The following is a 26,756-nucleotide window of genomic DNA, read 5'->3' on the forward strand; positions in this document are numbered from 1 at the left end:
GTCGCGAGCGCGGTGAACACCCCCGGCCGCACCTGCAGGATCCAACCCCGTTCCACCAGGCGTTTCGCCTTCGACCGCAGCCCTTCGACCTTCGCTGGAACCGCCTCCAGACCCAGGGACACGGCCAACTGCTGACACCGCAGACCTGCCCGGCCAGCGTCCGACTCCAGTACCTCCACGATGCGTTGGTAATCCGCTGCCAGGACGGACGACGCCATGCCCTCGATCCGGTGCGGCACCACCGATCCCGCCACCGCCCTTGGCGCTGGCTCCGCTGTCGCGGAGGGCGGCTCGGTCAGTACCTCGGTCACCGTGACCCGGGCATCCACCAAACGCTGAAGTGCGCGTTCCGCCTCACCGAGCGCGGCCTGCACCCGCTCAGCCTCCTCCTGCAACCGTGCGACCTCTTCCCGCACCTTCTTCACCCGGGCATCCAGCAGACCGAGCACCGACGGCACCAGCCACCTCCACGAACCAGACGAGCGGACGAATCACGCCCATCTCTCCCGCCATCAGCCGGAGTTCATGCCCACCCAAGCCGAACCAAGCGAGCACGTTCGGAAAGCGGATGGCTTCTCAGGGGCTCATCTCACCACTGGCTACGCTCGCCGTGACCGCCGCCACCCGTGTGCCCCTCAGCGATGGGCAGAGAGGCGGTGGGTGTCCCCCGGGGTCTCCCCTCGCACCTGTGAGCGCCCATGGACGCCGCCTGCGCAGTCAAGGGCGTGCTGTCGATGCATGTGGGTGGGTCATCAGACGTCGGAGGACGCCTTCCACTCTGCGCGGTTGGAAAAGCCGGCGAGAGATCGGTGCGAGATGATCGGCTACTTCCGCTGCAATCTGTGCTGGCTGCCCTTCGGGGGGACGGGTCTGTTGTCGGCCGTAGGCATCGAGTGCTGCGCGGAGAGCGACTGCGCCCGCGAGGCTGCGCGCGGTCTTGCCCCCGTGCTGGTGGACGCTTGCTTCGTAGGCCCGTTGGTACAGGTCGTCGTCGTAGTACGGGGCGAGGCGCAGGAGTCCGTCATAGATGTGCTGCTGACGCTGCATGAGGCGAAGATCAAGGGGTGCGAGACGGCCCACGCTGGCTCCGGCCGAGGAGGGTGCCACGCGCCGAATCGCCCGGGCCAACGGCAGGAGGCTCCAGTACAGGGCCTGTTCGCGCACCCATTTCTGGAGGAACGGTCCGGCTACGGGGAGGATGAATCCTGCGGCGACCAGCGTTCCTCCGAGGAGGGCGAAAGGTGGTGCGACATTGGTGTTGAGCACGTCCCAGTCCGCTCCGGTCCATCGGGCTGCGATCGCGGAGGCCTTGGCCGCCACGAAGGCGATGCCCATGGCGTAGCCGCTTTGCAGGCAGACCAGGCCCGCCTTCAGCCAGCGTCCGCGGACGTGGGAGATCCATGTCCAGATCATCCAGGCCGACACGACCGTTGAGGTCAGGTAGCCGACCAGGTAGAGGACGATGTGTTCGCGCATCCACGGGGTGGTGGCGTAGTAGGTGTCGAGGTCGTAGATCCTTTCGTGGGGCACGTCGGCCAGCAAGAAAGTGATCCACAGAGCGACGATGACGCTTGCGTAGCTGGCCCAGGCCCAAGCAATCCTGCGGCGACGGCGCGGGGAGGGCTTTTCCCGCCACGTAATGATCATTGTGAGGCAGGCGCCGCAGAACGCGTTGATGAGGGAGTACGTCCAGGGTGCCGCGATGTTCGGTACGCCGGTGAGGGTGTTGATGCGGTGGATGTTCGCTGGTGTCACCGAGACGAACACGGCTGCGGCGAACAGCAGGACGAACCAGGTGGCCCGGGTGTTGGGGTCCTTCCATGAGCGGATGATTGCCGGGGATTTGAGGGCGAGGCCGGCTATCAGCAGGAGGGTGGGCGGCAGATACAGCAGGTGGGAGTCGGCGAGATTCACAGGCCCCGCCTGTGGTGGCTCGTCATGGACAGATTGATGCGGCCTTCGACGGTCGCTTCGTTGAGGGGGCCTTGCGCGTGCGGGCCCGTCATCCAGGAGCGGGCTGCTCTGCCGAAGAGCAGGCCGAAAGTCTCTGCTGCCTTCTCACTCTCATCGTCGGAGTGGGCGCGTGCGGCGATCTGGAGTAGTGCGTCGCGGGGCACGTGGTGCTCGGCGAGGATGCGTGACATGGCGTCCTGCAGGCTGTGTGCCGGCTGGTCCGGGCCGTGGCTGCGGGCAGCTGCCGGGATGCGCCCGGTGAGGTGCTGGCTGCAGTCGCCTTTCTCCTCGTGCCACAGTTCGTGTCCCAGGATGACCAGCTGGGCAGTGGGTGTGGCGCGTTCTTCGATCACGATGACGGAATGGTCGCCGCAGTCCAGTCGGGCGCCCGACACCTCAAGGCCTACGGGGAATACGCTGAAGAGCAGCTGTATGGGACGGTTGCGGCGCTCGCTCATAGCGTCGCAGAAGGCGTGCATCAGCGGGCGCGGTTCAGCTGGCCGGATTATCCGTTTCGCTGCCGCTGCGCCGAGCTCCGCGAGTAGGGCCTTCATCTCCTTGGCACTCACTGCTTGTCACCTGTCGGGGGGGTTGAGGGATTCGACGATCTTGGCGATGAACTGCTCGAACTGGTCGGCTGCCATGGTCCCGTGCAGCCGAAGATCGGTGTGGAGCACACCGTGCTTTCTCATGACGTCTTCGATCGTGGCCGGGCGTTGGCGTTCGGTGAGCTCGGTCCGGAGGACGCGGTTGAGGACCTGATCCGGCGGCGCTGTGAAGGCTTCCGCTCCGCCTTCGGCTCCGAGGACTTCTGCCAACTGCGCCAGATGGGAGGAGCGTGGTGCCTTCTCACCATTGAGGAAGCTGCGGGCGCGTCGCCGGGAGATGCCAAGTTGGTCATGGACCTGGGAAACGAGATCGGGCAAGGTCTGGCCGGTGTCCTCGAGGCGCGTTTGCGTGAGGGCCTTCAGCCGGTCCCTGACACGCTGGCCGACCTGCTCAGAGCCCGGGGTATCTCCCCTGAGGAGAGCTTCGACCGTTGGCTGTGGCAGGGCGGTCTTCCTCGCCAGGGCAGAGGGGTTCAGCGGGTCTGAACCGCCGAGACGCTGTTCCTCGATGCGCCTGCGCAGGCGCTCAAGCGTCTCGTGCAGTTCGGGCTCCACAGGTGCTCCTGCGATCGAGTGGTGGGGATGGGGAGTGTGATGTTGGCTTCGAACGGTACGTCGCCAACTCGCTGGCCGTAACGCACTCTTGCGCCGTCTCTCCGGCCGCATGTGGCGGGGCCGGCAGGACAGGTTCCTTGAGATGGGGCAACCTCGAACGCGGTGCGGGCCGGTCGTACTAGAGCTCGGGAACCTTTCCGTCTCCGCGGGGCATGACGCTGGGGCTGGCAGGGGGTGAATGCGCCTGCCCCGGCATCGTTCATCGTGGCTGCTCGGGGCGCTCGGCCCGTCAGGAGGTGGCGGTCTTTCGTTCCGCTTCGCTCAGCGGCGGGCCCTGCAGCCGCGGCTTCTTAGGGCCGAGGAACATGGGGATGAGCATGTCGGGTGAGAACAATCGGGCTGCGGGCTTTTCCAGGCTCATCACGTCCAGCAGGGCCCCCAGGGCGCGGGGGTTGACGGCGCCGGTCTCGACGGCGCGGTCCACGAAGCGGGCTAGGAATTGCTCCGCGGCGTTGGGCGGGGTGTCGGTGGCGCCGGGGTAGAAGGCGTCCTGTCCCACGGCCAGGTCCCAGGCGGCGCCGACGGGACGGGCTGCGGCTCGCTGCATGCGGCGGGCGGTGCCCGCGGCAGTCAGTGGCGTGGCGCGCGCGATGTCGCGGACGGCGAGGGCGCACTGGGCGGCGACGGTGAGGCCGTGGCCGTAGACCGGGTTGAAGCTGGCGATGGCGTCGCCCAGGACGAGGAGGCCGTCGGGCCAGTGCTTGGACTTTTCGTAGTAGCGGCGGTGGTTGGCGGTGGAGCGGGTGGTGGCGACGTCGCCGAGCGGTTCGGCGTTCTTGAGGAGTTCGCCGATGATGGGGTCGCCGAGACCGAGGGCGAAGTCGAGGAAGGCGTCGGGATCGCTGGTGGGCTCGCCACCGCGGGTGCCGGAGAGCGTGACGATCCACTGGCCGTCCTCGATGGGAAGGATGATGCCGCCCTGGCCGGGTGCCTTGGCGGGGTTGGCCTGGACGTTGATGAGCGGGAAACCGTGGTCGGAGGCGCTGTGGGGGGCGCGGAAGAGGCGGGTTGCGTAGGCGACGCCGGCATCGACCTTGCGTTCGGCGACGTCGGCGACTCCGAGATCGCCGAGCCAGTTAGGGGTGTGGGAACCGCGGCCCGAGGCGTCGATGACCAGATCCGCCTCGAGCATGGATATCTCCCCGTGGCGGTCGACGCGGACTCCGCCGACGCGGTGAGCGTCGCCTTCCAGCCCCAGTGCAGTGGTGTCCTGGAGCGTCGTGATGCGCTCGTCCGCGAGTACGCGCTCGCGCAGGACGGCGTCCAGCAGGTTGCGGGAACAGACCAGGTTGCGGTGGTGGGTTGCCAGGAAGCGGCGGAACCAGACCTCGTTCGGAGCCCGGGAGACCATGTCGCCCATGATGTGGACGAGACGACCGCCGCGGGTGACGACCTCGTCGACCACGCCGGGCAGCAGCTCGTCGAATGCCTTCACCCCACCGCTCCACACGAGGTGCGCGTGCCGGGACTGCGGGACGCCGCGGCGGGATGCGGGGCCGTCCGGCAGGTGATCCCGCTCGACGATGGTGACCTCGGCAGAATCGGCCAGCGCGGCGGCAGCGAACAAGCCGGTCGCGCTGGCTCCGATGATGACGGCGGTGGGGCGGCGTGCTGGGTCAGACATGGGAGGTGTCACTTTCTCTCAAGGCCGCTCGCTGCCAGATGGCCTCGACGGTGCGGGGTCGATGAAGGGCGCGGGCGATCGCTTCGAGGTCGTCGAGGCCGGTGCGGGTGCGGGCGGCAAGCGCGGCGCTGCCGGCTTGGCCGTCCGCTCGCGGCGGGGCGGTTGAGGCGGCAACGGCGGCTCGAATGGCGACGGCTCCCGCGATGCCATGGGCGTGTTCAGTGCGGTGACCGGCCTCGCAAGCCTCCTCATAGGCCCGCTGGTGCAGGACGGAGTCGAGGAAGGGGGTCAGGCGCAGCAGGGCGTCGTGGATGCGCTGTTGGCGTTGCAGCACGCGCAGGTCGAGCGGGGCGAATCTGCCGACGCGGGCACGTGCGGCGGGCGGGGCAACAGTCCGCACTGCCCGGGCGAGCGGTCGCAGCCGCCGATAGGTCCGCTGGTCACGGATCCACTTCTGCAGGAACGGGCCGCCCTGGGGGAGGATGAATCCGATACCGACGAGACTGGCATCCAGGATCGCAAAGGGCGGCGCCACCTTGGTGGAGAGCCAGTCCAGGTTCCCTCCGCTCCAGCGCGCGCCGATGGCTGTCAGCTTGGCGACGTCGAAAACGAGCCCGAATGCATAGCCGGCCTGGAGGAAGACCAGTCCGGCCTTGAGCCAGCCGCCGCTCACCCTCGGGATCCACTTCCAGATCATGTAGGCGGCGACGAGCGCGGAGACCATGTGCGCGCCCAAGTAGAGAAGGATGTGCTCGCGCATCCACGGCTCGCTGGCGTAATAGGTGTCCAGGTCGTAGATGCGCTCGGTGGGGGCGTCGGCGAGGAAGAACGTGACCCAGAGGGCGCCGATGATGCCGAGGTAAATCAGCCAGATGCGGCGGATCCGGATACTGCGCCGTGGAGACGGCTCATCCCGCCAGGTGATGACCATCGTCAGGCAAGAACCGCAGAAGGCGGTCAAGAGTGAGTACGCCCAAGGTGCGGCGATATTCGGCACCCCGGTCATCGTGTTGATGTAGTGGATGCTGGCCGGCGCCACGGACAAGAACACCGCGGAGGCCAGCAGCAGGAACAGAGTGGTCGCCCGGACGTCCGGATCCTTCCAGGCACGCACTAAGGTGGGCGTTTTGAGGCCCAGCGCCAGGACCAGGAGCACGATCGGCAGCGTGTACGGGATGTGGAAGTTGGTCAGGCTCATCGCCGTAACTCCCTGGTCGCAGACGCGGATGCGCGTAGTGCGGTGGTACCGGGGAGAGCCCTCTGATGGAGGGCGGCACAGTGAGGCATAAACGACTGCTTTCTGCGCTGCTCGTCGCGGGCGGGTGCCGCCGAACTGCTGGCAATCGGGCATGCCTTCGGCAGGGTGCCGGTGTGAGCGTGGACGTGGGCGCGGGAGTGGTGGGCCGTGGTATTCGCTGGCCGGGCGTGGCCCTGCGGGGGCCGCGCGCCTACGGGCAGGGCGTGATGATGCGCGGGGCGGCCGGCCGGGATGCGGGATGAACCGGCGGGGGAAGGATGCTTCACAGGATTCGTCCGCTGCGGTTGAGCAGGGACAAGTTGATGCGTCCCTCGACGGTCGCGGCGTTGACGGGTCCTTCTGCGTAGCGTCCCTTCATCCAGGGACGCACCTCACGGCCGAAGAGCAGTCCGAAGGTCTCGGCGTCCACCTCATGTTCGGACGCGGATTCTGATCGGGCGGCCACCGTGAGAATGGCTTCGCGTGGCACTTCGTGTTCGTCGAGGATCTGCTCCACTGCGGCGCGGACGGCATCGGTTGTCCGGGTGGCGCTCAGCGCACGGGCCGCTGCTTGCAGCCCGGGGATGTGATGTCCCCGATCGTCTTCCTCTTCGTGCCACAGTTCGTGGCCGAGGATCACCAGTTGGGCCTCAGGGGCCGTGCAGGCTTCCACGACGATGATGGAGCGGTCCCCTAAGTCCAGGCGTATGCCTGAGACCGCAATGTCGGGGGGAAAGGCACGGAACTCGAGCGTGATGCTGCGGCCCTTCCGCACGCTCATGGCCCGGCAGAACTCGTGCATGACGTCTCTTGGCTCGGCCGGCCGCTGCAGTGTGGTCGATGCTTCTTCACCGAGCGCGGCCAGGAGTAACTTCATCGCCTTGGTGCTCATCGCTGGGGGTCCCCCTCATCGGGCGCCACTGACCGCAGGACTCCTTCAAGGATCCGCTCCAGCTGAACACGTGAGACGGAGCCATGAGCCCGCAGGTCCGCGCCTTTTACTCCATACCGGTCCAGCAGGGCCGCCACCGGGTCCTGCTCTGGGTGCTCAAGTCGCTGAAGCACGGGCAGCAGCACGCGGTTGAGTGCCTCATCAGCGGGCACTGTGAAGAACGACTCGCCGCCCTCGACATCGAAGAACTGCACCAAGCGGTGCAGATGCGTAACGTTGGGAATCTTTTTGCCGTCGCAGACCGAGCGCGCCCAGACCTCGGAGATCTCCAGATGCGCGGCGACGGCAGCGGCGAGATCCGACATGCGTTTCCCGCTGCGGGCAAGATAGGCGTCACTGAGCGCCTTGATACGTGCGCAGACTCGCTCATTGACCGTTTCGGCCGGCGGCGCAGCGCCCTTGAGTAGGGCACGGACAGTTCCTTCTGGGAGCGCCGTCCTGGCGGCCAGGGTCCGCGGGTCGAGGATGTCCGATCGATTCAAGCCCCGCTCGCCGATGAGCTCGTCCAGGCGCTGAAGCGTCTCGTGCAGTGCGGTGTGTTGCTCCAACGATGACTCCCTGGAAAGCCGGTGGGCGGCTCGATAAGCGCTACGCGGCAGCGTACGCGCAACCCCCCGATTCTTTCAACGATCGTTTATTCACTGCAAGCGATCGTTATCTTTCCGGTGTTGCCTTCCGGACATGGACAGACCCCGACAACGACGCCCAACTTGGCTAAAACACCCGAACTTTGACCGCACTCAACGATCGTTTAGCAGCCGAAAACTATCGTTGACAGTCACTGTTTGCACGTAGCAATATCACCGACAACGGAAGCGGAGCCCTCGACCACGGGACGTGATCGCTACCCGTCACCACCCACGCCTCGCCGCAACTCTCCGGGAGACTCGCCCATGCATGCCCAGCGCAGACCAGCCGGTAACGCGGCGCTCGCTGCTACCTGCACCGTCGGTGAGAACCCCCCAAAGCGCTTCCGGCCCTTCCCTGATCCCCCGTCGGGGACACTGCCGGGAGCACAGGGCGGGAGCCGTCCCTCAACCCAACCTCTTCGGGCCGGCTCCCGCCCAACCTCCGCCCAGACGGCAGACGCACAGGCTGCATGTCGTTCGCGTTCGCGTACCCGCCGTCGAGGTCTGGCACCGGGCCGCACTCGAGTCCCGCGATGCGGCGCCTGGACGTCTGCACGCACCAACGCCCCAGCCCGATACCTAATTCCGGCTGCCGTCTTGCAGTTAGTGAAGGGCGGGAGTCGGCATGACTGATTCGCTGCACTCTGCGACAGACGAGCTGCCCGTGGGGGAGCCCCAGGCCGCCCTGTCCGCCCTGCCGCAGTTGCCGGATGAGCCCTCACCGGTCAATCTCTTCGGGGTCCCCGCGGGCGAGGCCGTCAGCCGGTGCTTCGACCTCAAGCGCCTGCGCCGCATCCGCTGCACCGAGGAGCCGCCGGAGACTGCCTCATGATCCCTGGCACTCCTGGAGGCAGCAGGCTCACGGCTGCGGACTGGAACGAGTGGACTTCAACTTCGCGGCCGGTGCCCGTCAGCCCAGCCGAAACAGAGGACTTCATTCTGACCGTCGACCCGCATCCGGGGATGACCGCCCTCGATATTGCGTGCGGCACGGGGCAGTGGACGCGTCAGATGGCCGACTTGGGCCTCGCGGTGACCGGCTGCGACTTCTCCGATGAGGCCCTGCGCAGGGCCAAAGCCGCGCCCTCACGGGTGAACATGTCGTACGAGCTCTGGGACGTCGTCGCCGAGCCTATCCCCCGCGCCTTGGCACCCGGCCGGTTCGATGTCGTCACGTGTCGCTACAGCCTCCCGTACCTGGAACCCGCGCGACTGCTCACAGACGTCGGACGGTGGCTGAAGCCAGACGGGGTGTTCTACGCGCTTGCCTACATCTGGGCCGACACCAATGCGCCCAGCCCACCGACCTGGCAGGTCCATGCGCGCCGCGGGCCCTGCCCGGGGGCCTTTCACGCCGGATTCACCAGCAGGCAGCTCAGCGCGATCGGAGCGGGCTGGGTGCGACGGGAGGTCCACCAGGTCGGCCGGCACCAGCAAACCATCGTGCTGAGCGGATACGGCCGCGCGCCCCACGCAGGCCTGGAATCCCACGATACGACGGCCGCCGGACTGCCCGCCGCCTGTCGAGCACTCATGTCCACAGCCACCTCCACCCTCATGGACCACAGCCAGGCATCACACGCCCATTGGCCGATCTCACCACAGGAGAGCCAAGTGACCACGCCGTCGACAACCTCCCCCGCCTTCACCGAAAGCGATGCCCTCCAGCTCAACAGAGTGATCACAGAATTGCTGAGCGTCTGCGCGTCCCTTGCCACGCACCACGCCCCGAACGGGACTTGGGCGCCCGCCGCCTCTGGCACGGCCGCATTGTCCGAGGCCTCCGTGGTCATCGAAACCCTCTCTCGGAGCCTGAACCAAACCCGCCGTGACCTGCGCAAGCTCAGCAAACGGGCCCGCCGGAGCGCCCGCTCAACCTCGCCGCCCTTCCTCCTCGAACCGCGCAACGCTGCCACCTCGCGTACAGCCCCCGAGGAAGGAACCCAGGCCACGCCGCGGACTCCCGGTGCGTCTCCCAACGCTCTGTCCTCGTGGCCTCCCCCAGGCACCGTCCCGCTCGGCGGACGGCCGCCCGCCGCCCCCGCACGCGAGGACGGATGACATGACAAAGCGTGAAGGACGAGCCACCGCGCCGTTTGCCTGCCCCGTGGAGTCGCACCGCGGCACCTGCGTGCTCCTGGACGTCATCTCCCAGCCGTTCACACACCGCGCAGAGGCCATCGGCTCGGCGGTCGTTTTGCATGGCGCCTTCAGTGAGACCACGCTCGCAGACATGCGTGCCTGTCACCCCAGGCGGCTGGTGACTGTCGACGACGACGTCCTGGTCATCTGGCCGGCCGACAGAACCGCGCGGCAGACGGAGCGCACACAGCGTCGTTGAACCCGCTCGCGCAGCCCTGCCCCGTCACTTACGGCCCTAGCTGCGGACGAAGGCGGGCCATGTCGCGCCGTCCACCCACAAACTCCGGTCACAGGCGAATCGTCCATGGCCGGACCCAGGCTGGGGCGCCACTGTATTGCCGCACAGTGCCGGACCGCGACCCCTCGAAGCGGTCCCGGCCTCAGCCTGGCGGGGCCGGAGCGCGCCCGGGCCCCCGCACCCCCATCCTGTTCACCCCTCGCGAGGAGCGAAGAGCCTGATGATGTCCCGACAGCACTCGGCCCGGACCCGGCATACGCGCATCTTGACGAGTCTGGCGCTAACTCTGACCGCTGCCACGCTCACCGCTTGCGGGGCGGGCACGGACGAGGGAACGCCCAGTGCCCTCGACGCCAGGGCGAGCGCGAACTCTATGCCTCAAGGCGTGGTGACTCAGGCGGCCGCCAAGCGGGTGGTGGACACCTACGAGAGGGTCAACAACCGCGCCAACAAGGCCCAGGACGAGGAACTCCTGGACACGGTCGAGGGCGGCCAGGTCCACGAGCAGTCCAAGGCTGACTACGCCACCCTGAAGACCTGGCCGAAGGATGAGCAGAAGGCCTACCGCACCGCCTTCTTCTACCAGGAGCGCACCTACTTCATCCCCCGGCGGGGAGAGGCGACCTGGTTCGCCGTGAAGGCGAAGTCGAGCTACGGCCAACGCCCCACGACGCTGATGATCTTCGACAAAGTGGGCGGCACCTACAAGATGGTGATGTCCCTCTACACCGGCAATGAGGCGTCCGTTCCCCGGCTGGCCGTGGACAGGAACGGGTTCGCGCAGGTCGCGGATCCGTCGAAGCCAGTCGGATCGCTCGCTCCTCATGATCTGACCGCCGCCGTCCAGGACCTTTACGTCTCCGGAGGCGTCAACGAGGGCAAGAAGCTTGCCGCCTCCAAGCCGAAGGAGCAGGCGGTCACAGCGCATCACAACAGCGTGAAGAACGGTGCGGCCGACGGGATGGCGACCCTGAAGTTCTTTGCCGAGGCGCCGGCGCACCCGCGGGTGTATGCACTGCGCACCGCGGACGGCGGTGTCCTTGCTGCTTTCCCTGCCGCGCACAAGCGCGAGGCTCTGCTCAAGCCCCAGTACCGCAGCAGTCATCACCTCGTCCCTGACGAGCGCGAGACCACGCTGGGTGCCAGCCAGGGGCCGGTGATCACCGACGAGATCCAAGGCCAGGGCCTGGCGAACTTGTCCACAACAAGTGCCCGGATCCTGGAACTTGACCTCCTGCACGTGGACTCCCGGTGACCACGTCCCAGCGGGTCGTCGGCACCCCCGCCGCTAGGCAAACGGATCACCGCAACTGGACCAGGCCGCGGAGCTGGACTGCCGTCCGTCGGCGGCTCAGTTGGCAGTCATGTCACACCGCGCCGTACGGGGAGGCATCGTGAAACGTCGCGCACATCCGGTTCATCACTCCGCTGTTCGCTCCCGAAAGACCGCCGTCGCCTCCATCACGCTGTGCGCTGCGCTCGCCCTGGCCGCGTGCAGTTCGTCGGACGAGACCGGCAAGGCCTCCGATACGAATCCGGCAACCTCAGCACCGGCGGACTCACCGCCTCCATCGGCTGATCCGACGCAGGCCGCCGAGGCGGAAGTGATCGCGCGGTACCGCGCCTACTGGGGCGAGATGGAACGGGTCTATGCCACCGCCAGCGTGGAGGGAACCGACATCAAGAAGTACGCGGCGCTGGCCGCCCTCAGCCGGCCTGAGCACGATGCCGAGCGCATGAAGAAGGCCGGGCGCGTCTTCACCGGCTCCGTCACCGTGAACAGCCCTGCCGCTGAAGTTCACCTGAACCGCAAGGTCCCCAACGCAACCATCACCAGTTGCCTGGACGTGGCGCAGTGGAAAGCCACGGACAAGGACACCGGGGACCCGCTGCCGCTCCCGTCGGAGCGGCTGACGAAGTACATCACGATTGCCACGCTTGAGCGATGGGACGACGGGTGGAAGGTCATAGAGGACGAGCCGCAGACGGGGAAGGCGTGTTAGCTCGACGGACCGCCCTGGCGGTGAGCGGTGCCGTGGTCGTTGCGGGCTTATCGGCTTCTGCTCATGCTGCGGACGGCCCCAGCGGTGGCGCCGAGGGATGCGAGAACGACTTCGTCTGCGTGGGCGTCGAAGTGCCGGGATCCGGCGGCGATGGCCAATCAGGCAGCGGGGAGCCGGTCAGTGACGGGCAGGGGTCCGGCCAGGGTGCCAGCCGCCCGGAATGCACCTACGAGCTGTATGACCCGCAGCCGCCGGCCGGAAGCTCCGTTTGGGGAGATCACGAGCCCGGCGACGGAGGAGCGATCTACGAGAAGATCTGCCACGTCGGTGGCAACCCGGACAACCCTGACATCGTCATCACTCCGGTCTGGCTGGCAGAACCGCCGGATCAGGCCGCGGTTGACCCCGCAGTCCTCGCTCAGCAGGCCGTCGACAAGATGCTGCTGCGTGGACCGGACATCGCCAGCCCGCGTGCGGCCGGGAGGTACACGGTCGGTGTTCCGATGTGGATGTGGGTCAACCAGAGCGCCACGACCTACGGGCCCAACACCGCTTCGGCGTCGGCGGGCGGGATCACCGTGACCGCGACCGCGAAGGTGTCGAAGATCGTGTGGGAGATGGGGGACGGCGCCAGCGTGACGTGCAACGGACCCGGCACGCCCTACCAGGCCTCCGAGGGTATGGCGCAGTCGCCGACGTGCGGTCACGTGTATTCGAAGACCTCAGCCGGCGCCAAGAACGGCAAGTTCCCGGTTGCCGCGACCTCGACGTGGACGATCGATTGGCAGGGCGGCGGACAGGGTGGCCAGCTCATCGAGATCCGGCAAACCCTCGTGCAGGTGGCGATCGGCGAGCTGCAGGTCGTCAGGTAACGCCGCCGGAAGGAAAGAACGTTGAGTAAGACCCAGGAACGTACAAGTACACCCAGCTCGAACGGCGTCCCCCAGCAGGGGCATCGGGCCGGGCCCATTGCTCCCCCGCGGGTGTCGGCCCGCCGGCGGCGACCGGGTGTCATCGCCCTGTCGCTGGCGCTGATCGCCGCCGGAGGGGCCGGAGTTGCCGTCCTGCTGCTGCAGGTCGGCAACCGCACCGAGGTGGTGACCGTCGTCCGCGACGTCCAGGTCGGCCAGGTCGTGACCGAAGACGACCTGGGCAAGGCCTCCATTGCCCTGGACCCGTCCGTCAAGGCGGTGCACGGCAATGACCTGGACTCGGTCGTGGGCAAGCGGGCCGCGGTCGAACTCAAGCCTGGCTCCCTGCTCGCCCCTTCTCAGGTGACGAAGGACTCGCTGGTGAAGGCGGGTGAGCAGCTGGTGCCGATCGGGCTCAAGCCCGAGCAGGTACCGGCAACGGCGCTGGTGCCGGGCCAGCAGGTGCAACTGGTCCACGTCCCGGCCCAGGGCCAGGCGGACACCGACAAATCCTCGAGCACTCCGCCGGAGACCATCGACGGGCGGGTTGTGAAGGCCTCCAGCGCCGCTCCCGGTACCGGGGTCGTGGTCGTCGACGTCGCCACCACCGCGGAGGAAGGCCCGACCGCCGCCGCGTGGGTGTCGGCTGGCACGCTGCGCCTGGTCCTCGCTGCTCCGGATGGCGACTGATGGCTGTGATCGCGCTTGCCGGGTGCAGCGGTGCGCCCGGCGTGACCACGAGCGCTCTCGCCCTGCTGCTGTCATGGCCCCTGGACCCGGGCCGACGGATGATTCTCGCCGAGTGCGACCCGGACGGCGGGGCCGTGCTGCACGGGCTGCTGCAGGGCTCGCTCGGCGATCGGAACGGGCTGCGCAACCTCTCGGTGGCCGCCCGCAAGAATGAGTTCAGCGACGCCTTCTGGCGCCAGCTGATCGACCTGAGCAGTCAGGACGGCGAGATGGAGTCCCCGCGCGACCGGCTGCTGCTGCCCGGCATCACCGACCCCGCGCAGGCCGCGAGTCTGGGATCGGTGTGGAAGATCCTGGCGCAGATGTTCCGCGGCATCGACGCCCAGGCCGACCATGATGTCCTGATCGATCTCGGCCGGAGAGGGGCGTACGGACCGTCCGGCATTCTGGCGGAGCAGGCTGACGCGGTGTTCGTCGTGGTCCGCAACACGCTGCGCTGTCTGCAGGCTGCCGAGGGTCGCGTGCGCACACTCGAAGAGCGCATTGGCGACGTCAGTGTCCTGCTGGTTGACGAGGGGCCGTACCCTGCGGGCGAGGTGCAGCGTGTTCTGCAGGTGCCGGTGGTGGCGACGCTGCCGTACGTGCCGAAGGACGCCCGCGTACTGTCCGACGGTGCCGAGCAGCCGCGCCACTTCACCAAGTCGCCGCTTATGAAGGCCGCCCGCACGGCCACCACGCTGCTGATTCAGCGAGCCGCTTTGCGCCGGGCCCGCCTCGATCCTGGCGGTCTGCGTGCCGCAGGCGGGGAGGTGACTCATGCACGGTAGGCCCCTGCATCCCGACCCGACCGTGACACCAGCGCCCCTGGCGCGGGTGCCCCAGAGGAATACATCGGCTTCATCCGCCGGTGCTGCAGCGAGTACACACGCGCTTGGCACCGCAGTTCCTCAGGTCACCGTCGACTACAAGGTTGCCCGGGACATCGCGTCCCAGGTCGCCAAGCAGCGCGAGGAACTGCTGAAGACCAAGCCCGACATTGACATGGCCAGTGAAGAGCAGCGCTGCCTGAACTGGATCTCCGAGGCTGTCGCGCTGTGGTCGGACGCCCAGGCCATGACGCCGCAGGAGGACGAGGCGCTGCGGCGCGCTGTGTACGACCTGCTTTTCCGGGCCGGCCGGCTGCAGCCGTACCTGGACGATGAGCGGGTCGAGGACATCATCATCCAGGGCCCGCACGAGGTGTGGCTCGACTACGGCGACGGCGAACGCCGCCGGGTCGGGCCGATCGCGGACTCCGAAGAAGAACTGCTGGAGCTGCTGCGGGAGCTGGCCCGCGGATCCGGGCACAGTGAGCGCACCATCTCCACCGCGAACCCCACCCTCGCCCTGTCTTTGCAGGACGGCTCCCGTCTCCAGGCCATCACCGGGCTGGGCCCGATGACCTATGCGGTCATCCGCCGGCACCGGGTCTCCCACGCCGATCTCGACGACCTCGTACGGCTGGGCACGATCGACCCGATCCTGCGCGACTTCCTCGGCGCGTGCGTGCGCGCAGAGAAGAACATCATGATCGCCGGGAAGCAGAAGGCCGGGAAAACAACCCTGATGCGGGCGATGCTCAAGGAGTTCGACCCCGAGTGCCGGTTCGCCACCATCCAGACCGAAGATGAGCTCTTCGCCCATGCCAACGGATACCACCGGCAGGTCGTTTCCCTGGTCGGCCGCGAGTCCAACGGCGAGAAGGACGCCACCGGACGCGGGGCGGGTGAGGTCACGCTGCTGGACCTGATGCATCCGGCGCTGCGGATGTCGCTGGAGCGGATCGTGGTCGGCGAGGTCCGCGGGCCCGAAGTCGTCGCGATGATGCAGGCGTTGACGAACGGGTCGGGCGGCAATCTGTGCACGATCCACGCCCGCCGCCCGGACATCATCTTCGACCGGATCGCCGAGTTGTACGCGCTCGCCCAGGAGAACCTGTCCGAGCAGCTCGCCTACCGGCAGACCGCCAACGGCCTGGACTTCATCGTGTACGTCGACATGACGGACGAGACGCGGATCGGCGGCCGCCGCCACCGTTACGTCTCCCACGTCCTGGAGCTCACCGGGATCGGCGAGAACGGCCGTCCTGCCACAAACACGGTCTTCTCCCCCGGAGCCGAGTTCGGGGATCTGCGGGCGGTGCCGAGGATGGACCCTGGCTGCACCGACGACCTGCGCCGCGTCGGCTTCGACTCCTCCCTGCTGCAGCAGCCCTACGGGGCGTGGCAGGCGCCGCTGCCTCTGAAGGTGGCGGTGAGCCGATGACGCTGCTGTGGGGACTGCTGTCCGGGATGGCCGTCATCGGCGGGCTGATCGGGGTCGCGGCCGGTGTCGCCGGTACCACGGCGCCGCGCCGGGCTCCGCTGCGGCAGCGCTGGAAGGTCCTGCGCGCCGGCAAGGAGCAGAGCGAGGACGTGCGGCTGCGGCGCCGGACCCTCGCGGTCTTGGCGGCCGCGGTCTTCGTGGCCGTGTGGCTGGCCTCGGGAAACTTCGTGGGCAGCGCACTGCTCGGCGCGGCCGTCATCGGTGTGCCGTGGCTGATCACCCCCGGACAGATGGCCAAGGAGCGCATCGGCCAGCTGGAGGGCTTGAGTGAGTGGACCCAGCGGCTGGCGGGCTTGCTCCGCCTGGGCATGGGCCTGGAACAGGCAATGATCACCAGCCGTCAGGGGACACCTGAGGAGCTCGCCGGGCAGATCGTCAACCTGTCCGACCGGCTCAGGCTGGGGTGGCGGCCGGATGCAGCGCTCCGCGCGTTCGCCGAGGAACTCGACGACGTCACCTCGGACAAGGTGGTCGCCGCGCTCATCCTGTCCGTCAACGACCGCGGCCCGGGCCTGGCCCAGGCGCTGGAGGATGTGGCGGGCACCGTCCGCGAAGAGGTTGCCAAAAAGCGCGCCATCGAGGCGGACCGGGCGAAGCCGCGCACCACCGTGCGGTGGATGACCATCATCACCGTGGGCATCGTGGTGGCCGGGTTCTTCGTGCCCTCCTACACCAAGCCCTACTCCACGCTGCTCGGCCAGCTGGTGCTGGCGTTCCTGACCGCCGGGTTCATCGGGGTCCTGGCCCTGATGCGGCAACTGGGTTCCTTCCGCCGCATCCCCCGCTTCCTGATCACCGACCCCTCCAGCACGGTCCGGCTGCCCTCACCCGTGCCGGAGCCGGACGTGCGGGTCGCCGGCCCTGAGCCGCAAGGAGTCCGCTCATGAACCTGCTTCCCGTCGTCTTGACCGGTGGCACGGTCGGTGCCGGTTGCGCGTTGCTGGTTCGGGAACTCCTGCGCCCCCAGCCCGCCTTGGGACCGGCCCTCGCCCGCACGGCCCTGGCCGCCCTGACCATGCCCGAGCCGGAGCTGGACCGCGAGGAGAGGTGGGGCCGGTGGCTACTGGCCCGCCTCGAGCGCCTGCCCGGCATCCGGATCCCAACCACGAACCTGGCCCTGCTCGGGCAGGGCCCGGGCCAGTTCATGCTGAAGAAGACCGCGCTCGCTGGTCTCGGCCTGCTCTGCCCTGTGATCGCGACCATCCCGTGGATCATCGCCGGCGTCTCCCTGCCGTTCTACGTGCCCGTCGGCGCCGGACTCCTCATCGCCGCCCTGCTGTTCATCACCCCTGACCTCGCGGTGCGGGACCAGGCCAAGCGGGCACGGGAGGAATTCGCGCATGCCCTGTCCGCCTACCTCGACCTGGTCGCGCTCAAGCGGGCCGCCGACGCCGGCCCAGCCGAGGCCCTGGAGAAGGCCGCCGAGGTCGGCGAGGGCTGGCCCTTCCTGTATCTGCAGGGCGCACTGCGACGGGCCCGGCTGGAGAAGATCCCGCCCTATGAGGCGCTGATGCAACTCGCCCATGAATACGACTTGCCCGTCCTGGACGACGTTGCCGACATCATGCGCGGCAGCGCTACCGACGGCGCAGCCGTCTACAAGGCGCTGCGGGCCCGCACCGCGGCGCTCAACGCCGAACTGCTGGCCGATCAGGCCGCCGAGGCGAACGCGGCCAGCGAGAAGATGACCGCACCCGGGGCCCTCCTGGCCGTCTTGGTGATGCTGCTGATGGCTTTCCCCGCAGTGGTCCGCATGTTGACCGTCTGAAGCCCACAACTCGTTCAACACTCCTGTGAGGTACGGAACATGAAGCACACCGCAGCCCGCACCCGCCGTGCTGTACTCCGCGCGACCACGCACCCGCACACCGGCTCCGACACCGCCTCCCGCGCGCCGGGCCGCCGACGCGGGGGCGTACGTGGCTGGGCACGCGCCAACGGCGCGGTCCTGCGCCTGAGCAGCCGCGTGCAGGAGGGCTTAAAAGAGGCCGCTCGCCGTCCGGACCGCGGCGACATCAGCACCACCACCGTCATCATCTGGGTGGCCGCCGTCACCGGCGCCGTCCTGATCGCCGGGACCATCGCCGTCGTGATCGCCAAATACAACGGCCAACTCAACGGCCTGTGATGTCGCCGATGTCGGATCCTCGGCTGAAGGACTGGTGGCAAGGCCGAAGATGGCACGACGACCGCGGGGACACCAGCGTCCAGATGGCGATCATCTTTCCGTTCGTGCTGCTCGCCACGATCACTGTCATCCAGGCCTCCATGTGGTACTACGCGCGGCAGATCGCCCTGACCGCCGCCCGCGAAGGCCTCACCGCAGCCCGCGCCTACGAGGCGAACCCGGCCGACGGTGCGGCCCAGGCCCGGAACGTGCTGGGCCGGACCGCTGGTGACAGCCTGCGCGGCTACACGGTTGCCGCCAGCAGCGACGGCCAGCGGGTGCGGGTTGAGGTGTCCGGCACGGCCCTGTCGATGATCCCGGGCCTGCCGGGCTTACAGGTCAGCCAGTCGGCGTCCGGCCCGGTGGAACGCTGGACGGTCCCGGGAGAGTGAACCAAGTGCGATACACGGACAGATGGGCATGCAGAGTCCGCGGTGATCAGGGCAGCGCCGCGATCGAGGCTGCCATCGTCCTTCCAGCGCTGCTCATGTTCCTCTGCATGGCCATCGCTGGCGGACGCATCGTCATCTCCGGAGCAAAGATCGACGCGGCAGCTGAGGACGCGGCACGGGAGGCCTCCATTCACCGCACCGTTGCGGCCGCCCAGAGTGCCGCACGGTCCGCGGCCGCCGAGTCCCTGACCGACCAGGGCATCACGTGCGCGTCCACCAGCGTCCACATCAACACGGGCGGTCTGAACGTGCCGGTCGGGCAGGTCGGGACAGTCACCGCGACGGTGACCTGCACGGTCAGTCTCTCCGATCTGCTGCTGCCCGGGGTTCCCGGAGCGAAGACGCTCACGTCGACCGCCACCTCGGTAGTGGACCAGTACCGGCAGCGGGGTGAGGGATGATCCTCCGTCATGCAGGCCTACGGCCAACGCGACTGGACGACGCCGGAGGAATCACCGTGTTCGTCGCCGTCTGCGTCATCGCGCTGATCGGGATCATAGGCGTCGCCGTCGACGGCGGGAGCAAAATGCGTGCCACGGAGCGCGCCGATTACGTCGCCGGCGAAGCGGCCCGGGCGGGCGGGCAGGCCATCGATCCCGCCGAGGCCATCAGCGGCAACGCGATCGTCGTGGGTCCGCAGGACGCGGCTGCCGCCGCCCAGGCCTACCTGCGCACCGCCGGCGCCACCGGCACGGTCAGCGTGTCCGGCGACGGCAAGACCCTCACCGTCAACGTCACCGGCTCGTACGACACGAAGTTCCTGTCGGTCGTTGGGATCGGCTCTCTGTCGGTGACCGGCCATGGCAAGGCCACCCTCCTGCATGGCGTCACCGCTCCTGAAGGAAACTGATGCGCACCACCCCCTCCCCCGCCGCGACGGCCGGCCGCACCCTGGCCCGGGTCCTCAAGGCCGTGCTGAGCTCGATCATCCTGGCCGCCGCGGTCGCCGGGCTGCCACTGTTGCTGGCCATTGCCACCCCCGTCATCTGGGCTGCCACCCACGACGACCTCATGCACCTGCTGGACCGGCAGGACACCGGCGGCGTATTCCTGCTGCTGCTCGTCGCGGTGGGCTGGATCGGGTGGGCCCAGTTCGCGTTCTGCGCCGTCCGCGAGCTGATCGCACAGCTGCATGGCCGCACCTGGCGCGCCCCGCGCGGTCTGGGCTCCTCACAGCGGGCTGCCGCGCTCCTCGTCGGCAGCATCTTGGTCCTCCTGCCCACCAGTTCGGCTCTGGCCTCCGACGCGCAGGCCGCCCCGGCCACGACCGGAGCCCTCATCCCCGGCCAGGCGACGCAGGCCCCGCAAGCCACCGAAGCCGATCAGCCCGCGTCCGCAGCGAGCACCTCGACATCCCCCACGTCGTACACGGTGCGCGAGACGCGGCCCGCCGAGAGCCTGTGGAGCATCGCCGAACGGGAGTTGGGAGACGGCGAACGGTGGCGGGAAATCGCCGACCTGAACGCGGGCCGGACCATGGCCGACGGCACGGTCTTCCATGCGAACAGCTTCCTGCAGCCCGGCTGGCAGCTGCGGATGCCCGACACCTACGCGGCCGCGGCAGCGGACGGCGCTCGTACGCAGCTGGGTGACCAAGCCGCGGCCGAGCACGAGAACGACGGGCACGTCGTCACCGTCCACCCGGGCGACTACCTCTCGAAGATCGCGGAGGAAGAGCTCGGCGACAGCGCGGCCTGGCCGCAGCTGTTCGAGGCCAGCTGGGGCAAACCCCAGCCGCATGAACTGCCCAAAATCACCGACCCCGACGTCATTTACGCGGGGCAGCAGGTCACTGTGCCCGGCGCCCAGGCCGACCAGCCGCCCCAGGACAGGGACCGCGGTGGTGAGTCGGAGAGCCGAGAGACCACTCCTCCGGTCCCGCAGAGGCCTGATGGTGAGCGGACGCCGGGCGGGAGCGCAGGGGATGAACAGGCGCCCGCGCCCAGTCACACTGCTGCGCCCGCACCAGAAGCGTCGTCCCCCAGTACTCCGGCGAGCCGCCCCGCCGAGGACGGTAAGCAGGATCAGGCCTCTCCGTCCGCGTCGGGCTCCGTGACGCCCGGGCCGAGCACCGGTGTCTCGCCCTCTGCCGCCTCGCCTTCGGCTGAGCCGTCCGGCTCCGCTACCTCGACACCCGCCGCCGCGGCGTCCGAGGCCCCGGTGACCGCCCCGGCCAGCGGCCATCTGACCCTGCGCACCGTGCTCGGCGCCGGCGCGCTCTTGGCCGCCGCCATCACGGGAGCGCTCGCCCTGCGCAGGACGCTGCAGCGCCGCCGCCGCAAGCCCGGCGAGAAGATCGCTATCGCGTCGGAGACATCCACCGCAGAGGCCCAGTTGGCGGCCGCCGCGGAGCCGGGCGGCGCCACGCGCCTGGACGTGGCGCTGCGGACCCTGGCCCACCAGGCGGCCCAGGCGGAGGACCCTGCGCTCGTACCGGCGTTGCGGGCCGCACGGATCGGCGCCCGCACGGTGGAGGTGCTGCCCGAGGATGTCTCCCAGGAGGCGCAGGCGCCCTTCGTCTCCGGACAGGCCGGTTGGTGGGTCGTGCCCTCTGATGCGGTCCTCCTGGACGAGGAGGCCGCCCGTGAGGTGCCGGCCCCGTATCCGGGGCTGGTCACGGTCGGCAGCAGCGAGGCGGGTGAGCTTGTGCTGCTCAACCTCGCGCAGTTGCCTGCGCTGCTGCTGGACGGCAACTTCGTCCACATCACCGAGGTGTGCACCTCTCTCGCCCTGGAGCTCGGGATGAGCCCGTGGGCGAGTGATGTCGAGGTTGTGACGATCGGATTCGGTGAGGACCTGCCGCAGCTGCTGCCCACCGCGCGGATCGCCCACATGCGGCAGGCCGCCCACGCACTGCGCGATCTGTCCGAGCGGCTGCTGGAAGCGCACCAGATGCCCGAGACCCAGCATCAGCCATATCTGCTGCTGTGCGCGTCGTCTCTGGACGCGGACACCGCCTGGCAGTTCGCCGATGTCATCGACAAGTCCCACACGGTGCCCGTCACCCTGGTCGCCCCGGCCAGTTCAGCAGCCGCACACTTCCCTGAGGCGGAAATCCTCAACGCCTCGCTCAGCGAGCCGCAAACCCTCGGCTACGGTGGCGCCGACATCACGGTGCAGCGCCTTTCGCACGCCGCCTACGAGCAGATCACCACCGCGCTCAAGGTGTCCGGGCAGCCGGCCCACCCGGCCGAAGGCCCCTGGCAAGACGTCCCAGACGAGCCCGGCACGGTGCAGCAGCCGGATCCTCCCGTATCGGAGGAACCCATCGCACCCACGCCCGCTACCCCGAGCCCTTCGCTGGCAGCATCAGGGGACGTGGGCGGAGACGTGTTCCCTGCTCTGCTCGCCGCCAGCTCCGATCCCGCTGCACTTCATCTCCTGCCCACCACGCCGCCGGCTCAGGCTGACGCCCGGCCAGGCCCAGACACCAAAGCTGCGCGCCCGGACCCCGAGCCCGTGGCGACCGCGGACACCACGAGAGAAGAGGCCGCGGAGGCAGACGACCATGAGGACGCCGCCGAGGAACGCAAGGAGGAGTCCGAGGCGCAGGACCTGCTCGCGCCGGAGATCCGGGTCCTGGGCCCGGTCGAGGTGACCGGCGTGGACAACACCGGCCACGGCCCGAGGATGGCGCAACTCGCCGCCTTGTTGTTCTTCCGGGCCGGGCGGAGCGCCGACGCCTTGTGTTCAGACATGGACCCGGTCAACCCTTGGTCGATCAGCACCCTCAACGCCCGGATGCAGGGGCTGCGTCGCTCTTTGGGCAACGACCCGGACGGCGACCCCTACGTGCCGCGCCGCAAGACCAGCGAGAGTCCTTACCGTCTCTCCCCCGGCGTGCGCTGCGACTGGACCCGCTTCCTCCAACTCGCCGAGCATGCCCTGCCACTGGGGCCGGACGGCCTGACCGATCTGGAGAAGGCACTCACATTGGTGCGGGGCCGGCCGTTCGGCGGCAAACCCCTGCCCTGGGCCTTGCCATACCAGCAGGAAATGATCACGCGCATCATCGACATCGCCCACACCGTGGCCACCTACCGCACGACGGCAGGTCCTCACCACGACCTCACCGCAGCCCGCCAAGCCATCGCAACCGGCCTCGACGTCGACCATGCTGCGGAACTGCTCTATCGCGACTGGATCCGGCTCGAACACACGGCCGGGAACCGACAAGGGCTACACACGGCCATCACACGCGTCCAACAAGTCAACCAGGCGCTCGACTGCTCCCTGGAGGCCGAGACCGAGGCCCTCATCCACCAGCTCCTCAACAGCAGCAATCCGGCATGATCATGAGCACCACCCGAGCAACTCCGCAACGATCACCAGCGCTGACGCCAGTCACGCTCGCGGTCTTGGAAAGCAGATCAGTCGCGGGGGACACAGGGGCAATGGGACGTGGCTGTGGGGAGAAGTGAGATGCCCCAGCTGACTCGAGCGCATCGCGTTCTCATCGGCGTGGTCGTGTTCGGCGCCGTGATCATCGCCGGCATCGGCTTCGCGGGGTCGTACGCCGCCGTCCGCGAACTGGCCCTGCAGAAGGGGTTCGGCAACTTCAGTTACGTCTTCCCCATCGGCATCGACGCGGGCATCTGCGTCCTGCTGGCACTGGACCTGCTCCTGACGTGGATCCGCATCCCGTTCCCACTCCTGCGCCAGACGGCCTGGCTGCTGACGGCGGCGACGATCGCCTTCAACGGCGCGGCGGCCTGGCCGGACCCCCTCGGCGTCGGCATGCACGGGGTCATCCCGATCCTGTTCGTGGTCTCGGTGGAGGCGGCCCGGCACGCCATCGGCCGGATCGCGGACATCACGGCCGACAAGCACATGGAAGGCGTCCGGCTGACCCGCTGGCTGCTCAGCCCGGTCCCGACGTTCCTGCTGTGGCGCCGCATGAAGCTCTGGGAGCTCCGCTCCTACGACCAAGTCATCAAGCTCGAGCAGGAACGTCTCGTCTACCAGGCGCGCCTGCGCTCCCGCTACGGCCGGGCCTGGCGCCGCAAAGCCCCCGTGGAGTCCCTGATGCCCCTGCGCCTGGCCAAGTACGGCGTCCCCCTGGCGGAAACAGCCCCGGCGGGCCTCGCCGCGGCCGGTATCACACAACCGCCGACCCCGTTCAACGTCGACCGCGCCCTGGCCCCCACACAGCCGCAAGGCTCCGCACCCGACGCCGCGGAGAAGCACGAGCAGCCAGCAGCCGAACTGGAATCCGCCACGACACAAGCGCTCCGTGCTCCCGTCACGCCAAGGACCGAACGGACGGAGAATCCCAACGAGCCGACCACGCAAGCCACTGAGCACTTCACTGAGCCGCACCAGGCTCTCTTCAGCCACTTCCAGGCTGAGCCGACCCCGCACCAGCGGGCCCCCAGGCTCCGCGACACCTACGACGTCTCCACACCAACCGGCGCCCCGACCCGCGAGGACCAGGCGCAGCCACTACCCCAGGTCTTCCAGGCGCGTCACGCGCTCAACCCACAAGCGCCCGCCCCCACCGCCACCGCCACCGCCACCGCCACCGCCACCGCCACCGCCACCGCCACCGCCACCGCCACCGAAGAATCCGTGCCGGCCGGGCAAGGGGACGACTCCTGCCGCAGCGCCCGGCCTACCGACCAGCAGCAGGGCGCCTATCCGGAACCAACCGCCCTGGCCGACTACGTCCGCGAGCAACACTCCACCCCCGCAGACGGCGACCGCCCCATCACCGGCAACGACCTGACAACATGCGCTGCCGGATACCAGGAGCACGAACACGGCAGCCGCGAGCCGGCCTCGCACGAGGCCGGCGCCACACGCGGTGAACCTGCTGCACCAAAACCCCTGCCGGAAGGGCAGCGCGAGGCAGCGCCCACCGGCGTCGGCACACAGGCCGCCGACAAACAGCACACCAAGCGCGTGAACGCCGCCATCAACAAGGTCTCACCGAACGGGCCCCCCAGCCTGACCACCGTCGACCGCTACTACCTGGCATGGATGGAATACCAGACACAAAACAAAGGCCGCTCGCAGACCTCAACGCAGGAGGCCGAAGAACTCTCCACCCATCTGGCCAGCAAAGGACTACGCGGCCGCGGTGACAAACCCCTCAGCCCAGCCACCCTGCGCCGCTACCTCCTGCCCTTTCGCATCTACACCATCTGGGCCGAACAACGAAAACACAGCAACAACCCTTCACTCGACACCATCACCCAAGAATGCGCAGCCCAAGGAATCACCGCGCAATACAACAAACCCCTCAACGCCGACTACCTCACCGACCAAAGCACCGACTTCGAGCGGCGCTGGCAAGCACTCCACCATCACCACCGCCAGCACACCACGGTAAATGACTCCAAGAACTCCTAACGCAATGCCCCCGATGGGCCAAGTGCTCATGTGCGTGCATCATGACGGCAGCCGATGTGAACGTTGCGAGCGGAATGGCAAAGGGCAGCAAGGTGGATCTCATTCGCCTGACCGACGGGGAGAGCAGCCGTGCGGTCCAGATTCTGGGCCGCCATATGTCCGGGGGGGGTTGCCCTGCCAGCGACTTCCTCGACGCGGAGATCGCCGTCGCGGGCGGGTTCGCGCGCGGATGCCTGGAGGTGTGTCCAGCTCAGGAGGATGATCCTGAGAGCAGAAGGAGGGTTCAATCACCGGATGGCTGAGACTGACATTGACCTGGGAGTCGTGACGGCGCCGTCGGGAGTCCTCGTGTTGGGGATGGCGTCGTGGATCGACTACTGGCCGCAGCTGGGCCGACCGCTATCCGAGCGCGCAAGGGCCGCGGCATCGGTCGGCGGCGGACACGTCCACGACGGGATGTGTGAGATGGTCTCGGTTCGCGCCGCCGATGACAGGCCGTTGATGGTGCGGGCCGACACGGCGGCGTCGCCCTTCGACGGAGGACCAGCCATCGCAGTCCTTGAGATCGATCTCGGACTGCCATGGGCCGGCACCGCCGGGGGCGAGCCGATCATCCTCGGCGACCTACCGGTCGACCGTTGCGGCATGGTGCTCGGTGACGCGCTTGCCCTGGACTCCTGGACCGGAGACGGCCATCCGTCAACCGACGGCCTTGCCGACGTCGCCTACTGGGGAGGCTACGCGGAGGCCGCCCATCGTCAGTTCGGCGGAGACCTGATCTTGCGACACAGCGGTCAAGTGCGAGGGTGGCTCGACCTCCCGATAGATGACGCCAAGAAGCTCGGCGACGCCCTCAACGACTGGAAAGGCGACGAACAGGGCCGGGGCGTCATGGTCGCAGTCGATGAGCACACCCACTTCCACTGCTTCAACCGCGCGAGTTGGACCCACCCGCTTCAGATCGGCGCCATCGAGGTCGCTGACTGCCCCGTCCTAGGGATCAACTGGGACAGCGGCGACCACTCGATGCGACATCGCGGCGAACACCGCTTCGGACAGGTCTATCCCGTGACTCTTCAGCCTGACCCCACGGGCCAGACAACGCTGCGCTGGACGATCCCGCCCTACGAGCCCGGTCACCACGGCGCAGAGTGATCAGTAGGCACCACCGACTACTCAGGGTGGTCAAGCTGGAAACCGTCAGAGAATAGGCGACACCTCAACATGCGGGCTTACCAGCCCCAGCCCGTTTAAGGGCGCAGCCTCTTCAACATGACCGCGTAGACGGGGGAGTCGGCGAACGGCTGCTGCTCGCCCACCTTTGCGTAACCCCACGTCTCGTACAGAGCCTCCACCTTCGGGTGTGTCACGTCGACGAGGAGCACGGAGAGATCCTCGCTGCGCTCCTTTAGCAGGGCATCGTGCAGCCGATCTGAGATGCCCTGCTTCCGCCACTGCGGGCGCACCATCACCTCGGAAACGGCGTAGGTCGCTGTGTACCCGTTGTTCGGCTCGAACTCGGTGGAGCGCCACCACTCACGACCCTTTTGCAGCGGGGCGCCGTACGCGAAGCCGGTCGGCTCGTCCCCATCGAAGGCGACGACGCAGGTGAAGCCGTCCATGGCCGACCAGTGATCGACGAACCACGGGAATCGCTGATTGAACTCATTGTCCATCGCATCGGCGTAGGCGTCGGCGTGCACATCGATCAGCATCTGCTTGAACCCCTCCGGGAGGCTTCCCTGTCCGTAATGCCGCAGGTCGATCAACCTGGTCACGCTCGACTCCATTCATCTCGCATGCGGTCTGCCCAGTCGCGG

The 26,756-nt window shown here is 68.2% G+C and carries 28 protein-coding genes and 1 pseudogene; 20 read left to right on the forward strand and 9 right to left on the reverse strand.

Going from position 1 to position 26,756, the window contains the following annotated elements; all coding sequences use genetic code 11:
- The 6 genes from ACFYW5_RS36050 to ACFYW5_RS36075 all read right to left on the reverse strand — a co-directional run.
- On the reverse strand, positions 1 to 458 hold a 458-nt coding region (locus tag ACFYW5_RS36050), incomplete at its 3' end, for a hypothetical protein (protein WP_389421370.1).
- 259 nt (positions 459 to 717) lie between these two features.
- Complete coding sequence (locus ACFYW5_RS36055) at positions 718 to 1,914, reverse strand: MAB_1171c family putative transporter (RefSeq protein ID WP_389421371.1); 1,197 nt, start codon at positions 1,912 to 1,914, stop codon at positions 718 to 720.
- A complete protein-coding gene (locus tag ACFYW5_RS36060) occupies positions 1,911 to 2,522 on the reverse strand; it encodes an ImmA/IrrE family metallo-endopeptidase (RefSeq protein ID WP_389421372.1) in 612 nt (203 codons plus the stop codon). The genes ACFYW5_RS36055 and ACFYW5_RS36060 overlap by 4 nt, the downstream gene beginning before the upstream one ends.
- A 6-nt stretch (positions 2,523 to 2,528) precedes the next feature.
- Entirely contained in the window at positions 2,529 to 3,116 is a 588-nt protein-coding gene (locus ACFYW5_RS36065; RefSeq protein ID WP_389421373.1) for a hypothetical protein, read from the reverse strand.
- Between the two features lie 289 nt (positions 3,117 to 3,405).
- A complete protein-coding gene (locus ACFYW5_RS36070; protein ID WP_389421374.1) occupies positions 3,406 to 4,800 on the reverse strand; it encodes an NAD(P)/FAD-dependent oxidoreductase in 1,395 nt (464 codons plus the stop codon).
- Positions 4,793 to 5,998 (reverse strand): MAB_1171c family putative transporter, encoded by a 1,206-nt coding sequence (locus ACFYW5_RS36075; protein ID WP_389421375.1) that lies wholly within the window; start codon positions 5,996 to 5,998, stop codon positions 4,793 to 4,795. Before ACFYW5_RS36075 ends, ACFYW5_RS36070 begins: the two co-directional genes overlap by 8 nt.
- Before the next feature lie 173 nt (positions 5,999 to 6,171).
- On the opposite strand from ACFYW5_RS36075, the gene ACFYW5_RS36080 reads away from it, so the two are divergent.
- On the forward strand, positions 6,172 to 6,300 hold the full coding sequence (locus tag ACFYW5_RS36080) for a hypothetical protein (RefSeq protein WP_389421376.1): 129 nt from the start codon (positions 6,172 to 6,174) through the stop codon (positions 6,298 to 6,300).
- Positions 6,301 to 6,320: 20 nt separating this feature from the next.
- Here the strand turns inward: ACFYW5_RS36080 and ACFYW5_RS36085 are convergent, their stop codons facing one another.
- Entirely contained in the window at positions 6,321 to 6,929 is a 609-nt protein-coding gene (locus tag ACFYW5_RS36085) for a toxin (RefSeq protein WP_389421377.1), read from the reverse strand.
- Positions 6,926 to 7,537, reverse strand: a complete 612-nt coding sequence (locus tag ACFYW5_RS36090) for a hypothetical protein (RefSeq protein ID WP_389421378.1) — start codon at positions 7,535 to 7,537, stop codon at positions 6,926 to 6,928. Before ACFYW5_RS36090 ends, ACFYW5_RS36085 begins: the two co-directional genes overlap by 4 nt.
- 706 nt (positions 7,538 to 8,243) lie before the next feature.
- Between ACFYW5_RS36090 and ACFYW5_RS36095 the strand changes: the two genes are divergently transcribed.
- The 19 genes and pseudogenes from ACFYW5_RS36095 (at position 8,244) to ACFYW5_RS36185 (ending at position 26,091) form a co-directional block, all read left to right on the forward strand.
- Positions 8,244 to 8,450 (forward strand): hypothetical protein, encoded by a 207-nt coding sequence (locus ACFYW5_RS36095; protein ID WP_389421379.1) that lies wholly within the window; start codon positions 8,244 to 8,246, stop codon positions 8,448 to 8,450.
- 71 nt (positions 8,451 to 8,521) lie between these two features.
- Positions 8,522 to 9,679, forward strand: a complete 1,158-nt coding sequence (locus tag ACFYW5_RS36100; RefSeq protein WP_389421380.1) for a class I SAM-dependent methyltransferase — start codon at positions 8,522 to 8,524, stop codon at positions 9,677 to 9,679.
- A gap of 1 nt (position 9,680) precedes the next feature.
- Complete coding sequence (locus ACFYW5_RS36105) at positions 9,681 to 9,959, forward strand: hypothetical protein (protein ID WP_389421381.1); 279 nt, start codon at positions 9,681 to 9,683, stop codon at positions 9,957 to 9,959.
- Between the two features lie 424 nt (positions 9,960 to 10,383).
- Positions 10,384 to 11,253, forward strand: a complete 870-nt coding sequence (locus ACFYW5_RS36110) for a hypothetical protein (protein ID WP_389421382.1) — start codon at positions 10,384 to 10,386, stop codon at positions 11,251 to 11,253.
- 139 nt (positions 11,254 to 11,392) lie between these two features.
- Positions 11,393 to 12,001: a hypothetical protein gene (locus tag ACFYW5_RS36115; RefSeq protein WP_389421383.1), complete on the forward strand. Its 609-nt coding sequence runs from the start codon at positions 11,393 to 11,395 to the stop codon at positions 11,999 to 12,001.
- A 20-nt stretch (positions 12,002 to 12,021) separates the two neighbouring features.
- A complete protein-coding gene (locus tag ACFYW5_RS36120; RefSeq protein ID WP_389421384.1) occupies positions 12,022 to 12,873 on the forward strand; it encodes an ATP/GTP-binding protein in 852 nt (283 codons plus the stop codon).
- A gap of 21 nt (positions 12,874 to 12,894) precedes the next feature.
- Positions 12,895 to 13,602, forward strand: coding sequence for an SAF domain-containing protein (locus ACFYW5_RS36125; protein ID WP_389421385.1), 708 nt, complete (start codon positions 12,895 to 12,897; stop codon positions 13,600 to 13,602).
- A complete protein-coding gene (locus ACFYW5_RS36130; RefSeq protein WP_389421386.1) occupies positions 13,602 to 14,429 on the forward strand; it encodes a hypothetical protein in 828 nt (275 codons plus the stop codon). Before ACFYW5_RS36125 ends, ACFYW5_RS36130 begins: the two co-directional genes overlap by 1 nt.
- Positions 14,419 to 15,906: a CpaF family protein gene (locus ACFYW5_RS36135; RefSeq protein ID WP_389421387.1), complete on the forward strand. Its 1,488-nt coding sequence runs from the start codon at positions 14,419 to 14,421 to the stop codon at positions 15,904 to 15,906. The genes ACFYW5_RS36130 and ACFYW5_RS36135 overlap by 11 nt, the downstream gene beginning before the upstream one ends.
- Positions 15,903 to 16,853: a type II secretion system F family protein gene (locus tag ACFYW5_RS36140; RefSeq protein ID WP_389421388.1), complete on the forward strand. Its 951-nt coding sequence runs from the start codon at positions 15,903 to 15,905 to the stop codon at positions 16,851 to 16,853. Before ACFYW5_RS36135 ends, ACFYW5_RS36140 begins: the two co-directional genes overlap by 4 nt.
- Positions 16,850 to 17,734 (forward strand): type II secretion system F family protein, encoded by an 885-nt coding sequence (locus tag ACFYW5_RS36145; protein WP_389421389.1) that lies wholly within the window; start codon positions 16,850 to 16,852, stop codon positions 17,732 to 17,734. Before ACFYW5_RS36140 ends, ACFYW5_RS36145 begins: the two co-directional genes overlap by 4 nt.
- A gap of 180 nt (positions 17,735 to 17,914) precedes the next feature.
- Positions 17,915 to 18,094 carry a hypothetical protein gene (locus ACFYW5_RS36150; protein ID WP_389421397.1) on the forward strand — a complete coding sequence of 60 codons (180 nt, stop codon included), beginning with the start codon at positions 17,915 to 17,917 and terminating at the stop codon, positions 18,092 to 18,094.
- Between the two features lie 8 nt (positions 18,095 to 18,102).
- Positions 18,103 to 18,525, forward strand: a complete 423-nt coding sequence (locus tag ACFYW5_RS36155) for a TadE/TadG family type IV pilus assembly protein (protein ID WP_389421390.1) — start codon at positions 18,103 to 18,105, stop codon at positions 18,523 to 18,525.
- Positions 18,522 to 18,986, forward strand: a complete 465-nt coding sequence (locus ACFYW5_RS36160) for a TadE family protein (RefSeq protein WP_389421391.1) — start codon at positions 18,522 to 18,524, stop codon at positions 18,984 to 18,986. Before ACFYW5_RS36155 ends, ACFYW5_RS36160 begins: the two co-directional genes overlap by 4 nt.
- Positions 18,983 to 19,435: a TadE/TadG family type IV pilus assembly protein gene (locus ACFYW5_RS36165; RefSeq protein ID WP_389421392.1), complete on the forward strand. Its 453-nt coding sequence runs from the start codon at positions 18,983 to 18,985 to the stop codon at positions 19,433 to 19,435. Before ACFYW5_RS36160 ends, ACFYW5_RS36165 begins: the two co-directional genes overlap by 4 nt.
- The gene (locus tag ACFYW5_RS36170; protein ID WP_389421393.1) at positions 19,435 to 22,878 is read left to right on the forward strand and encodes a hypothetical protein; all 3,444 of its coding nucleotides are present in this window, start codon (positions 19,435 to 19,437) and stop codon (positions 22,876 to 22,878) included. The genes ACFYW5_RS36165 and ACFYW5_RS36170 overlap by 1 nt, the downstream gene beginning before the upstream one ends.
- Before the next feature lie 129 nt (positions 22,879 to 23,007).
- Positions 23,008 to 23,766 (forward strand): annotated as a pseudogene (locus ACFYW5_RS36175) (DUF2637 domain-containing protein); the annotation flags it as partial.
- Positions 23,767 to 24,977: 1,211 nt separating this feature from the next.
- Complete coding sequence (locus ACFYW5_RS36180; protein WP_389421394.1) at positions 24,978 to 25,238, forward strand: DUF5959 family protein; 261 nt, start codon at positions 24,978 to 24,980, stop codon at positions 25,236 to 25,238.
- Positions 25,231 to 26,091 carry a hypothetical protein gene (locus tag ACFYW5_RS36185; protein WP_389421395.1) on the forward strand — a complete coding sequence of 287 codons (861 nt, stop codon included), beginning with the start codon at positions 25,231 to 25,233 and terminating at the stop codon, positions 26,089 to 26,091. Before ACFYW5_RS36180 ends, ACFYW5_RS36185 begins: the two co-directional genes overlap by 8 nt.
- Positions 26,092 to 26,186: 95 nt before the next feature.
- Here the strand turns inward: ACFYW5_RS36185 and ACFYW5_RS36190 are convergent, their stop codons facing one another.
- Positions 26,187 to 26,714 (reverse strand): GNAT family N-acetyltransferase, encoded by a 528-nt coding sequence (locus ACFYW5_RS36190; protein ID WP_389421396.1) that lies wholly within the window; start codon positions 26,712 to 26,714, stop codon positions 26,187 to 26,189.
- Positions 26,715 to 26,756: the final 42 nt, after the last annotated feature.

This window comes from Streptomyces sp. NPDC002779, assembly GCF_042888685.1.
Taxonomy (GTDB): domain Bacteria; phylum Actinomycetota; class Actinomycetes; order Streptomycetales; family Streptomycetaceae; genus Streptomyces.

Excerpts from the sequence above, each read along its gene's own strand:
- ACFYW5_RS36070 (WP_389421374.1), bottom strand. The coding sequence starts at position 4,800 with ATGTCTGACCCAGCACGCCGCCCCACCGCCGTCATCATCGGAGCCAGC.
- ACFYW5_RS36095 (WP_389421379.1), top strand. The coding sequence starts at position 8,244 with ATGACTGATTCGCTGCACTCTGCGACAGACGAGCTGCCCGTGGGGGAG.
- ACFYW5_RS36105 (WP_389421381.1), top strand. The coding sequence starts at position 9,681 with ATGACAAAGCGTGAAGGACGAGCCACCGCGCCGTTTGCCTGCCCCGTG.
- ACFYW5_RS36075 (WP_389421375.1), bottom strand. The coding sequence starts at position 5,998 with ATGAGCCTGACCAACTTCCACATCCCGTACACGCTGCCGATCGTGCTC.
- ACFYW5_RS36165 (WP_389421392.1), top strand. The coding sequence starts at position 18,983 with ATGATCCTCCGTCATGCAGGCCTACGGCCAACGCGACTGGACGACGCC.
- ACFYW5_RS36180 (WP_389421394.1), top strand. The coding sequence starts at position 24,978 with ATGACGGCAGCCGATGTGAACGTTGCGAGCGGAATGGCAAAGGGCAGC.
- ACFYW5_RS36135 (WP_389421387.1), top strand. The coding sequence starts at position 14,419 with ATGCACGGTAGGCCCCTGCATCCCGACCCGACCGTGACACCAGCGCCC.
- ACFYW5_RS36145 (WP_389421389.1), top strand. The coding sequence starts at position 16,850 with ATGAACCTGCTTCCCGTCGTCTTGACCGGTGGCACGGTCGGTGCCGGT.
- ACFYW5_RS36085 (WP_389421377.1), bottom strand. The coding sequence starts at position 6,929 with ATGAGCACCAAGGCGATGAAGTTACTCCTGGCCGCGCTCGGTGAAGAA.
- ACFYW5_RS36170 (WP_389421393.1), top strand. The coding sequence starts at position 19,435 with ATGCGCACCACCCCCTCCCCCGCCGCGACGGCCGGCCGCACCCTGGCC.
- ACFYW5_RS36130 (WP_389421386.1), top strand. The coding sequence starts at position 13,602 with ATGGCTGTGATCGCGCTTGCCGGGTGCAGCGGTGCGCCCGGCGTGACC.
- ACFYW5_RS36185 (WP_389421395.1), top strand. The coding sequence starts at position 25,231 with ATGGCTGAGACTGACATTGACCTGGGAGTCGTGACGGCGCCGTCGGGA.
- ACFYW5_RS36155 (WP_389421390.1), top strand. The coding sequence starts at position 18,103 with ATGTCGGATCCTCGGCTGAAGGACTGGTGGCAAGGCCGAAGATGGCAC.
- ACFYW5_RS36140 (WP_389421388.1), top strand. The coding sequence starts at position 15,903 with ATGACGCTGCTGTGGGGACTGCTGTCCGGGATGGCCGTCATCGGCGGG.